9 protein-coding genes are annotated in these 11,791 nt (G+C 49.3%); 6 read left to right on the top strand and 3 right to left on the bottom strand.

What is annotated here, in order from left to right; translation table 11 throughout:
• Positions 1-27: 27 nt before the first annotated feature.
• The gene (locus MJO52_RS08830) at positions 28-882 is read right to left on the bottom strand and encodes a 3-keto-5-aminohexanoate cleavage protein (RefSeq protein ID WP_252085571.1); all 855 of its coding nucleotides are present in this window, start codon (positions 880-882) and stop codon (positions 28-30) included.
• Between the two features lie 291 nt (positions 883-1,173).
• On the opposite strand from MJO52_RS08830, the gene MJO52_RS08825 reads away from it, so the two are divergent.
• Both MJO52_RS08825 and greB read left to right on the top strand, forming a co-directional pair.
• A complete protein-coding gene (locus MJO52_RS08825; protein WP_252085570.1) occupies positions 1,174-3,120 on the top strand; it encodes a S9 family peptidase in 1,947 nt (648 codons plus the stop codon).
• A 38-nt stretch (positions 3,121-3,158) separates the two neighbouring features.
• Positions 3,159-3,659, top strand: coding sequence for a transcription elongation factor GreB (gene greB, locus MJO52_RS08820; RefSeq protein ID WP_252085569.1), 501 nt, complete (start codon positions 3,159-3,161; stop codon positions 3,657-3,659).
• 122 nt (positions 3,660-3,781) lie between these two features.
• Here greB and MJO52_RS08815 read toward each other — a convergent pair whose 3' ends face one another.
• On the bottom strand, positions 3,782-5,005 hold the full coding sequence (locus tag MJO52_RS08815) for an enterotoxin (HBL) (RefSeq protein WP_252085568.1): 1,224 nt from the start codon (positions 5,003-5,005) through the stop codon (positions 3,782-3,784).
• Between the two features lie 542 nt (positions 5,006-5,547).
• Here MJO52_RS08815 and MJO52_RS08810 point away from each other — a divergent pair.
• From MJO52_RS08810 to MJO52_RS08800, 3 genes are read left to right on the top strand one after another with little or no spacing between them, the layout of a single operon-like run.
• A complete protein-coding gene (locus MJO52_RS08810) occupies positions 5,548-7,128 on the top strand; it encodes a hypothetical protein (RefSeq protein ID WP_252085567.1) in 1,581 nt (526 codons plus the stop codon).
• 10 nt (positions 7,129-7,138) lie between these two features.
• Positions 7,139-7,501, top strand: coding sequence for a hypothetical protein (locus MJO52_RS08805; protein ID WP_252085566.1), 363 nt, complete (start codon positions 7,139-7,141; stop codon positions 7,499-7,501).
• Between the two features lie 18 nt (positions 7,502-7,519).
• Positions 7,520-8,908, top strand: coding sequence for a hypothetical protein (locus MJO52_RS08800; protein WP_252085565.1), 1,389 nt, complete (start codon positions 7,520-7,522; stop codon positions 8,906-8,908).
• 27 nt (positions 8,909-8,935) lie between these two features.
• On the opposite strand, the gene MJO52_RS08795 is transcribed toward MJO52_RS08800, so the two are convergent.
• Positions 8,936-9,328: a hypothetical protein gene (locus MJO52_RS08795; RefSeq protein WP_252085564.1), complete on the bottom strand. Its 393-nt coding sequence runs from the start codon at positions 9,326-9,328 to the stop codon at positions 8,936-8,938.
• A gap of 534 nt (positions 9,329-9,862) precedes the next feature.
• Here MJO52_RS08795 and MJO52_RS08790 point away from each other — a divergent pair.
• A complete protein-coding gene (locus tag MJO52_RS08790) occupies positions 9,863-11,587 on the top strand; it encodes a hypothetical protein (RefSeq protein ID WP_252085563.1) in 1,725 nt (574 codons plus the stop codon).
• The last annotated feature ends 204 nt before the right edge of the window (positions 11,588-11,791 follow it).

Raw genomic sequence — 11,791 nt, 5'->3', positions numbered from 1 at the left:
GCCCACTGGTCTATGCACTGAAAAGAATTAGCAGAAGATTTCCCGCGCCCGCTCTGGAGACACCACCTTACGACCACTCTCTTCTGCGATCACGGCCAAAGCCTCAATCAACTGGCCATTACCAGAAGTGCGCTCGCCACCGGGCAAATAGAAAGTGTCCTCTACTCCAGAGCGTAAATGGCCGCCCAGCTCCGCGGTCTTGCGGTGCACCGGCCAGATTTCCTCACGCCCAATCACAGTACTCTGCCACAAGCTATCTGTACGCATATATTTAGGCAGCAACTCCAACAGCTCGGGATCCGCTGGCATACCAGAAGCCACCCCCATCACCAGGTTATAGTTGGGCTTATCTACCATACCCACATCGGCATACATACCAACGGAGCGGACAATACCTACATCAAAGCACTCAAACTCTGGCCTGGTACCCGTTTCACGACATACCGCCAGCAGTTCCTCCACCTTGTCTACCGGATTATCGAACACCATCGGCGGCCAGGCCCAGGTGCCGTTGGAACGGGCTTTTAAGTAATTCAAGCTGCCCGCATTGCAAGCGGCGATTTCCGGCTTACCTGCGCGCACACACTCGAGAGGTCCGCGCTGGTCCCGACCGATAGTGCCGGTGGAAAAATTTAAAATAACTCCGGGGCACTTAGCCCGGATTGCATCGGCAATTTCCAACGCCACTTGCGGTTCCCAGCTTGGAAGATGCCCCTTGCCCGGCTCTTGAGCCCGAAAATGTACATGCATTACCGAAGCCCCGGCATCAAAGGCTTCGCGGGCTGAGTTTGCCATTTGTTCCGGCGTTACCGGAACCGGGTGTTGTTGCGGATTGGTGAGCACCCCGGTTAGGGCGCAGGTGATTACCACTTCATCGGACATCGCAGGCTCTCCTGAATTATCTTTATTTGGGCCGCTTTAGGTTCGGCACACTAGGCTTTGCCGAATTCCGCTGATTGCCATGCTCTCAGTACCTGCGCCTCATCCGTGCGCGAAATACCCTGAGCCGCATCCATACTTTGGGGTTAATGAAGGAGGTACCAAACCCCGCCACCAAGCGCTTGCTTGGTCACCAAAGACTAACACAGGCTTTAACCCGTAAAAAGGCACCTTGTATCGCTAAAACAGGCCCGGCAGAATGCAAAAAAATCTAATTTAGGAAACCGGTATCCGATGAGTGATCACTCCATAACAAACTCCACCCCTTATGGCAGCTGGAAATCTGCAATCAACGCAGAATTATTGGTTGAAGGCAGTGTTCGCCTGGCGGAAGCCAGCTTGGTGGATGGGCGTTACTACTGGTTAGAGTCGCGCCCTTCAGAAAAAGGGCGTAATGTTCTGGTGCAGTATTGCCCGCAAAAGGGCCGGCGCGATCTCACCCCCACCCCGCTGAGTATTCGTTCCAAGGCGCACGAATATGGCGGTGGTAGCTACCTTGTCCACGGCGACGCCCTGTACTTTGTACTTGCAGAGGATCAGCGTATTTACCGGATGAAAATCGGTAGCGACCTGCCTGAGGCCATTACTCCAGAAAACGAATCCCGCTATGCGGACCTGCACCTCGACACAAAAAGAAATCGTTTGATTTGTATTGAAGAAGACGACAGCGGCCACGCTCAGGGACAGGAAGCACGCGCACGAATTATCGCCATCGACCTACAGTCTCCACTGACTACCCCCCCAAGGGTTTTGGTTGAAGGCGCAGACTTCTACTCAAACCCCACCTTGAACTCCAGCGGAGACCAGTTGAGCTTCTTGCGCTGGCATCACCCCAACCTGCCTTGGGATGGCACCGAACTGTGCCTGGCCACTCTGAGTGATCAAGGAGAGGTCAGCGAGGTCACACAAGTGGCCGGCGGAGATAACGAATCCATCTTCCAACCCCAGTGGTCGCCATTGGGAGAACTTTACTATGTCTCTGACCGCAACAACTGGTGGAATTTATGCAAGCTGGGGCAAGATACTCCGCTTTGGAAAAAAGAGGCAGAATTCGCCACACCGCAGTGGGTGTTTGGCATGTCCACTTATGGCTTTATCAGTGCCGAGGAAATTCTCTGTACTTACACCGAGAATGGCCTTTGGTATTTGGCCAGCGTAAATACCCTTACTGGTGAACACCAGCTGATCCAGCAGCCCTACTGTGATATCGAGAGCCTGCGCTGTGAAAATGGCAAAGCGATTATGATTGCCGCCGCAAGAGACAGCTTCCCTGCAATAATCTCTTTTGATCTGGCAAGTGAGGCCCTTGAGACAATCGCCAGCAGTAACAAACGCTCACTGCCTGCCGAACTCTTCTCCAGCGCCCAGGCCATTACTTTCAATGTCGATGAGCGAGAAGTACACGGATTTTACTATCCCCCACACAACCCGGACTTCAAGGCACCAGAGGGCGAAAAACCTCCGCTTATTGTTTTTAGCCATGGCGGCCCCACTGGAGCCACCTCTGCCGGCCTCAATTTGAAAGTACAGTACTGGACCAGCCGCGGCTTCGCCATTCTGGATGTGAATTATTCCGGTAGCACCGGTTATGGCCGCGAGTACCGTGACCGCCTTACCGATAAGTGGGGCATCTATGATGTGGAAGATGTCTGTGCAGGCGCCGAATACCTGGTCAATCAGGGTTTGGCCGATCCAGAGCGGCTTCTGATCAAAGGTGGCAGCGCAGGCGGTTATACCGTGTTAGCAGCACTAACTTTTCACAACACTTTCAAAGCCGGGGCCAGTCATTATGGAATCGGTGAATTGAGCAGTCTCGCTAAAGACACTCACAAGTTTGAATCCCGCTACCTGGACAAATTAGTCGGCCCCTGGCCATCCGCCGAAGCAATCTATCAGCAACGCTCTCCTATTCATCATGTGGAGCAACTGAGTTGTCCGGTGATTTTCTTCCAAGGTTTGGAAGACAAGGTAGTACCACCAAACCAGGCGGAAACTATGGTGAGAGCCCTGAAAGAGCGCGGTATTCCGGTTTCCCATATCACCTTTGCCAATGAAGGGCACGGCTTCCGTAGTGGAGACAGCATCAAAATGGCCCTGGAGGGAGAGCTGGAATTTTACAGCCGTATTTTCAATTTTCCCCTGGCTGAAGCCGGCCCCGGAATTACCATTGAAAATCTGTAATCAATCATCCCAGACCTTGAGAGGAAGCCAGTAAAACCATGGGAAGATGGAGACCGCCGCGCCCGCGCGGCTCCCGCTATATCACTGCGGAGGGCGCGCAACGTATGCGCGCCGAGGTAAAGCATCTGTGGGAGGAGGAGCGCCCAAGAGTCACCCAGGCGGTAAGTGATGCCGCTAAACTGGGCGATCGCTCGGAAAATGCCGACTATATCTACGGCAAGAAGCGCCTGCGGGAAATAGACAGCCGTGTGCGTTTTTTGACCAAACGCCTGGAGGAAATCACCGTAGTAGATCAAGTGCCTGAAGACCGTGAAAAAGTCTTCTTCGGTGCCTGGGTCACATTGGAAGATGAAGAAGGTGTAGTCATAAGCTACAGAATCGTTGGCCCAGATGAGTTTGACGTAAAAGCCGGCCTGATCTCTATGGATTCTCCCGTAGCTCGTTCATTGCTAGGGCGCAGACTCGACGATGAGATAGATATTCGTCAGGGGGAAAAATGGCAGACTTATTTTATTACTGAAATCCGCTACGAAGAGTAGAAGCCAACTCCTCATAACCTAAGTATAACAGCAGGAAAAATAGATAGATTTTTTAATTGATAAATAAAAAAGGCTTATTTCCCTCGAAATAAGCCTTTGAATTAATATTGCGTTATCTATTTCTAGAGGCTGTTGTAGTATTGAATTACTCCAACCGCATTGCCACTGGCAAAAGCAGACTGAACCTGATCTGAGCTCATGCCAATTGTTAGATCTGCATCATTCACATTAAGCTCAAGATACAAGCTGCCCGCCTGGGAATAGGCATCATCCCATTCAGTGATCGCATCATTGAGGTCATTGATCACGGCCGAGAAGTTAGCGCCCTCCTCGTCAGAAATGGCTGTCTGAATGTCACTAATGGCGCCAGATACATCACTTTCAAGAGTTTGCCACTCTTGCAATACAGCCTGCAAATTATCTTCTACCTGCTGGGTCTCCTCAGCGAGCTGCCCAAAGCTTTGCGACAACATCTGAAGAGTTGATACATCTGCAGTTACCAGATTCATTTCTGCTTGCTTAGCCTTGATGCTCTTTTGGTCTGCAACAATTTTGGCAGCATCCAATGCAATAAAGGTGCTTGCCACTGCAGCTACCGGCCCCATAACGAACCAGGTCAGCAGACCTTCAGGGAAGGCTACTATAGAAGCGACAGTACCCAAAGAAATAGCAGTAGCATCCGCAATACCAAGAGCAACAATGCTTGTTGTCAGTGATTTGATATCTGCCTGAAGATTTTTTATTTCTTTCTTTAAATCAGCAATTTGCTGTTCATCGGCCTGCGCATCCTGAACAGACTTATCGGCAATTGACTGCAATTGAGTCGCCATATCAGGCAATTTATCCTGAAACCCTTGAATTGCCTGAACTGCGCCACTGATAAAGGTCGAAACAATACCCAGTTGAGAGTTGATTGAATCCAGGTCGTTCTTCAATATATTAAGAGCCGATGTATTACCTGGGTCACTATTGAGTGTATTCGCCTGGGTTAAAGCATCCTGCAACAACTGACTGATAATACCGTTGTAACTTTGCACCTCACTCGGCACATCCAGAAGCCTGGCCAGTACATTATTTACCCAATCGAGCGCGTCGGTATTGGCCTGTGTATAGGCCTCTACAAACTCACTCCAATCCGGCGGATTTTGATTTAAGGTAGGCAAGCTTGAGGACAAAACGCTAGTCACCAGAGTGTTTATTGCAACTACATTCTGCTTGTACGTATTCTGAGTTTCGCGAATAGATTGAGCACTATGCTTGAAAGCTTTTGCTAATGAAAGTTTCACCACCACTGGACTGGAACTTTTCTCCGCCACCAAATCTACGTCATCACTTACCTGTGACATATTTATTTCTCTCTTAATGAATATTTAAGATGAAACCTGGGATCTCCAAGAAACACCTTGATTTAGGCGCAGCCCAATATAGCAAGCTTTAACTGTAACCAATATGCCACCCCTTATAATGAATCGGAAATAGAAATATATTTATATTCACATCTCAAATAAAGAGCGCCAAACCCAGCGCAATGAGCACCTCAATAACCAGTGAAAATTGAAATAAGGGATAGATTTCTCAACAGCATGCCTGACGGGAAGCTCATATGCTCAGACCTATAGAACTATAAATACCGCACCCTTTTTTCAATCCAATAAAATCGTTGAATTAAAGGGCTTTTAAAATACCCCCTGAAAACCTAAAATTTTAAACTTAATCAGACCGACCTATCTTTATATAAGCCCCAACCCCAAGTAAGCATCAAAGCAAATAAGCCGCCGAAAGTATATCCGCTCAACAATTTACTATGCTTAATAACATGCCAAATAGAAAAGGTTGCAATTCCGCCAATAGTAAATATTGAGCCACCCATCGCATCCAGGAGACACCGATGCCAATGGCCAATGAAAGCCCCTACCCACTCAAAGATACTTTAAAGCGTGCCCGGTTTGATTTACTCCCTGCCTTTAACAAACAGCCTACTGAATTATTGAAACTCTTTCGCGAGGTCCTGACTCTTCAACAATCGATATTATCTCACTCATGGAAAGAACTAGATCAACAGGCACGGCTCTGTATAGGGTTGGGCTATGGTGAGTATCGCAATCTTCAAGGTCTCTTAGAAAGCACCAACTATCTGCACACTCTGCATCACCGTATGGGTTTAGAGTTTCTGTTTGTGCTGCGTGGCATTGCTATTGGCGAGAGTCGAAACCAATGGGCTGAAAACCTCGAGCGGCGAATTCGCAGTATGGACCCCGAAAATCGGTTAAATAAGATTCTCGTTAAAGCAGAAGAATTAGCTGGTAATAAGCTCTCAGAACAGACTCTCACGCGTTTACGCAAAAAAATTGCAGGCCTGGACGAGAGAATTAACCTGCAGGAATCCATGGCCAGATTAGCTAATGGGGAGATAAAAAATATAGACTTGTTAAAGGCTTATTTTCCAGAAAATACATCTTCAATGGCCCTGAGATTAAACAGTGTTGCAGATGCTGTCATCATGTGCCTAAGTCGAGGGCTACTCGCGCTAACACATGCTCAATTCAATATTGCTCTAGATACTGAAGCAGCTAGTACCGACTTTTCCAAGCGCAATATACATTCCATTAAAACGATTATAAAAGTATTTTCCAGCCTACTTAAAAGTGGTCACAAGCGTATTTACAGCGCCCTACTTCTTGGAAAATCAGTGGAGATCAAACAGGCGTGCTTGTTTCTGGCCGGAGATATTGAGAGCAAGCTCCCCCAGTTCGCAAGCGCTCAAGCTGTAATACACAACACAATCACCGAATTATTGCGACGTGGTAGTGGCGGCCTGGCGGAGAGGCTTGGCGATCTCGCGGTGGATGCGCACTTTCTCACCCGCATCGCCATCGCTAGCCAGGCTGCCTGTTATCGACTTGCGCTTGGTTGCGAGGGCCTTAATTCCGATAGAGAGACCAAAAACCTTCAGAAAAATATCTACACCATGCCTTTTTCGACAACGCTTCCCAATGGTAAAAATATAGAACTATCGAAGCTAGAAGCCAGTCCAGAGGGAGAGTTTGTTGAAATCAGGGGCTTTGTCGAAGAGGTCACCTCCCCACCTCAGGAGGGCGGCATGCTATTAAGCCACCTGATGTTGAAAGATCCCTCCAGTAATGCCGAGGCAAATGCCGTGGTGCGCTTTGCTCACCTACCTCATGCCGGTATTTGTCCAGGCGCTTTCTGCAGACTCAGTGGCACTTATAGACATCACTCAAGCCTGTTCGATGGTAAACCCGCCGTTGAGGTCGATTCCCTGACCCTGGCCGAGATTGGTAAGTCCAGCTTCGAAGTGAGCTTTATAAGGCTCGCCAACCGTTGGTTCCAGCCCTGGCGTAGCAACGCCAATCTCTACTGGTCTCTTGGTGCCCACCAAGTTGATGAGCACTCTGAGGCCACCTTGGGGGCCGGAGAGCTACTATTTACGCCCCTAATTCGTCCTTAGGAGGGCTACTATGCCACCAGATGATGGATGCATGACAGAACTGGACAGAGTCCACGACCAGATTGCGGAATTAGATGTACTTCTGGCGATGGCACAGCTGGCAAAAGCGGAGTGGCACGCCGCCAAAGAGGCAGTGCGCAGCGAATGCCTGGAGACAGCGATACCCAGCCTGCCCAACTTACATCAAAAGGATGAAATGGATTTTCCCATAGAGCCAATGGATCACGCAGTATCCGAGTGCATTGAAACTCACCCAGACGTGCTCGCTGCCTGGGACCTGCTCGAACAGATAGCCCTGGAGCTCGAAATTGAGCTGGAAGTAGCCCACGCACTACTCGATGAATACAAAGCCTGCTCCCACGCACTGATTTGAGGAGACTTTTGCTGGCAAATGACCACCATGCGATTTATCGCCAATTTACGCCGGCAGACACTGGATGCCTTTGCCAGCCATATGATTACCGCCGGAGGCTACCTGCTATCTGCCCACCGGATTACCAATCCCAATCTGCAAATGGCGGCAGAAGTGCGCCGCAGAGGGCTGCCCCTGTTTGCCGATAACGGCACCAAACAACTGATTGATGCGGTCATCTCGCAGTTCTCTGAAGAAGCTCGACAAGTAACCCTGCGGGTAAAAGCTCTGCGCCGTCAACTGGGTCAACTGCCCCGCGGCAATGAAGTCCCAAAAGATTTGCGCATATTGGCAGATACACTGGCGGAGAGAGTACTGGCCAACTGTAATGAGCGTTCAAATAGCATTGATACCAATCTCCTGCTGCAACGCCAGCTATTAATGCACCCCACCCACCTGATCGCTCAGGAGGACTTTGCCACTACCTGCCTGGTGGCTTTGGACCTGGAGCGGGAAATTACCGGCTGGCGACCAGAGCGTATCGCCGCGCGCAATCGTCAGAGCCTGAGACTATGGGAAAAAATCGCTGAACACCCACTAAGCCAAGGCTTGACTGTTTATGCAGTACTGAGCGCAATGGATTACAACACCGGCCGGGACGCCGGTCGGCTGGCCGCACAAAGCGGGGTGCATTCAGCTGCCCTAGGACTGGCCAGTATTTGCGGGGATTTAAATGCGACAGACTTCTTTGTGCTCAACCGAGCCTCCTTCAAACTGGATAGGCCTGTACCACGCCGTTATGTGCGCTTGGCACAAGTGCTTAAAGGCATTACAGATGGCTACCAGGATCACAACATACCCTTGCAAAGATTCCACTGCCTAGGACTCGGTGCTCCATCACTGCTGCCGATTGCCGCAGCTGCCCTGCCGGCAAATACCCAGATTACCGCCGATGCCACCAGCCCAATACATGCCGCAGCTAAAGACCGTGTGCTCTACGATCCGGAGAATTTTGGCGACCGAGCAACCACCAGAGAAATCGTTGAGCGGATAGTAGAGGGAGGCAACTGGCCCTTCCTCAGCCCATTCACCCAATCTTTCAAACAACGTTTTGGACACGACCCCGAAGGCGCCCGAGACTGGTGGAAAGCCCAAGGGCAACCACCTATTAGCAGGGAGACCTTACAACAATCCAGCAATCTCAGTTCGGCGCTGCCCCTATTTTGCGAGGCAGACCCACAAATTCGATCTATCGCTCGGGATACCTGGATAGCACACAATCACTGGGTTCTGGGGGAATTAACTGAGAGTAGAAGCGGCCCGCAAAGACACGAACTTGCTTACCGCATTATTGATCACTGGCTGGAGGGGCTTTCAACAACGACCAGCCGGGGCTTGAAAGCCGCCAAAAGAATCCTGTTAATGTAAACCGATCAAAAAAGGAACCAAGCGGAATTACTCAGCCCACTTTATGGTGAGCGCGGTAACAATCCCCCAGATCCAATTAAAAAATACTACAAAAATTGGGGTAAGCGCCCCCAGCTCAAGCCCTGCCATACCTTTACCGGCCATCACAGGAAAAACAACAAAAAGCTGGAACGCCGTGGGGAGTAGGCTCAAGATGCTTCCTTTCAACAACAGCCTTGATGGTAGGAAAGGAAGAATAAAAAACAGACCCCAAATGCCACCCCATACCACTCTGGGATATAGCCATTCAGCAGATAATGTAGGGGTGATAGATACACCGAGAGATGGGGTTATTCCAAAATCCCCAAACAACCAGACCACAACGCTATTTGCCACAGCACCCAAACAGCCGGCCGCAAAGAAAATTAGTAGTTTTTTCATTTTTTGCCCCAGAACCTGTAGAAGCCTAAACCTTAAACGCTGACTTTAAAGTAGCAAACTTAAATCCGCGCCAAGATTTCACGCCTGAATAAATTAGAGACCTCCAAGCCAATCTCCTTATCAACAGACCAACACCACCACTACAAATTTTTACGGCAGCAAAAAGCAGCAACCGTTCAACGTCTTTTATTCGAGCCCTTCTGCACAGCCCTCAAAAGACTACAAAACCCACCAATCTGTAATAGACCATCTACTCCCTAAGCAAATAGCAAACTTATTTTTAATACCATACCGTACCAATTAACAAACACTAAAATTCACTTTTAAGACATAAAAAATAAACAATCAGACCCAAAAGAAACCTGAACAAAATATATTTTAAAAGTGAGAACCAAGGGACCCAACTGATCGAATCGGCAACCTTCAGCGAGAGAAAATACCTATCGTTTAATCCAATAAATTCCTGTAATACACAAGTGGTACATTTATGGTGTTTAACACCAGAAATCAAAATCAATATAGGAACAAGTACTGATGAAAGTACCAGTAGTAGGAATGCTGTACCCGATTTTTTTAGGATTGGCGATACATTCAGCCAGTGTCAATGCGCAGTCTTTTGATGAGAGCGCCTATCAAGATAGGCAGCTGCAATATATTGAAGAGGGCGTTTCTTCCACTAATGATACCGCTGTCGTCTTACAGGCATACACCGGCGATGAGCTCAATTGGGAGGCGCTGAATAAGAATTTGGATGTCCTGCGTAATGGCGGCAAGAAGAATTCAGACTTCACCCTTACCAGACTCATCCGTATCCTGTTTTTCCGCCCAGAAATCAAAGATGAACTCTTTGCTGCTTTGGACGGGTATCAATTCTGGTTTAAGGAAGGCGGCACTGGGGATCACGTCTTCGCCTCTGAAAACCATATGATCATGTACACTTCTGCCCAGTATCTTCTACAGGAAAAGTACGGTGCATTTGAGGACGACAGAACTTACAAGCGCTTAAAGCGATACCTGGAAGTAAAAAACCAGTATGGTTTCTATGAGTTTTACTCCCCGGTCTATTACCCCTACACCCTATCTGCGCTACTTAACCTCGTCGATTTTTCTGAAGATGCAGAAATTCGCGAGCTGGCTACGGGCGCTGCGCAACGCTTGCTGCAGGACATATTGCTGGTCACCAACGACCAGGGCATCCTTTTCTCAGCCGCAGGCCGCAGTAATGATGGCTACCGCAGGAACGGTTCCGGCGGCAACATCAACCGCATCATCTACCTGCTAACGGGTCTCGGTAAGGAATCAGTGAGAACACCGAGCCCCGCAGGTGTAATGCTGGCCACCTCAGGCTTGGAAATTACCGATGAGATCTTCAAGTATTTCGGTAAAGACCTGAATATGAATTACTCGGTAGGCCACTCTCTCGGCGATGCCAAAAACGATATTTATGCTGACTTCCCCCGCGAAGAGCGTGTGCCCTTCTATTGGAGTCAAGGGGCTTATTTCCACCCGGATGTAGCTGCCGATACCGCTTGGTTCGTCAGTAAATATCAGCTTGAAGGCTATGAAGGACTGAAAGCCTTCGACCAGTTCCTGGGGCTTTCAGAAGCTGCCGCCCCTGCTGCCGCCAAGGCCGGAGCGGTATTCAGCCGCAGCTCCGTGCTTTCTGGCGCTAACTTTTCCATGTATAAGGATGGCGGTGTGATGATGCACTCCATTCAGAATTACTGGGGTGGTCGCCAGGGCTATCAGCAAACTCCCTGGATCGCCACTACCGGCACCCAATCGGTCTGGGCGAAGGTTGGCGATGGCAACAGCACCATGCAAAACGATCACCATCCCAAGATTAAGCAGGTGAATAATGTTGCCGTAATCCAATACAACCCCTATCCGGCAATTGAACTGTTCCATTCCGGCGGCTCCAACGTGGCATTGCAATGGCCAGAAGGCTTTGAGGAGGAGAAGCGCAGCGGTAACTGGAAATTCGGCAAGGAAGACGACGGCTATATCGCCGTGCGCTATCCCTGCGGTAACGGCGATTCCAATACCGTTAGCTGCGACTGGAACGAACAAACCTGGGTAGTGATTATGGGTAGCGAGGAGCGCTATGGCAGCTTTGAAGCCTTTAGTCAAAAGGTGCTCAATGAGGTCAGCTACGATGCCGACTGGGAGTGGCACGGCTCCTTCTGGAAGGGCACATTGAAATATGTGTATGACTCAGATGTAAAGTTTGATGGAACCGATATCAGCTTAACCTGGTAAGCGCGACTCCTTTCGCTCTTGGGGAGGGGCTCCCCCCTCCCCTTTAGTCGGCTTTTTAGCTTTCAATACTCTGCGCCCAAAGGCGAACGTTTTTGCAAAGCTCACACCCTAATTTCTCCCCCGCCGAAAAGCTTCTTTCGACCCAAAACAATACTCTTCAATTTAGTTGACACAATCAACCACCTAAAATAAAGTTGATAATAT

Origin of the sequence: Microbulbifer variabilis (assembly GCF_023716485.1) — a bacterium.
Taxonomy (GTDB): domain Bacteria; phylum Pseudomonadota; class Gammaproteobacteria; order Pseudomonadales; family Cellvibrionaceae; genus Microbulbifer; species Microbulbifer variabilis_B.
This window is presented reverse-complemented; position numbering and strand designations above follow the sequence as displayed.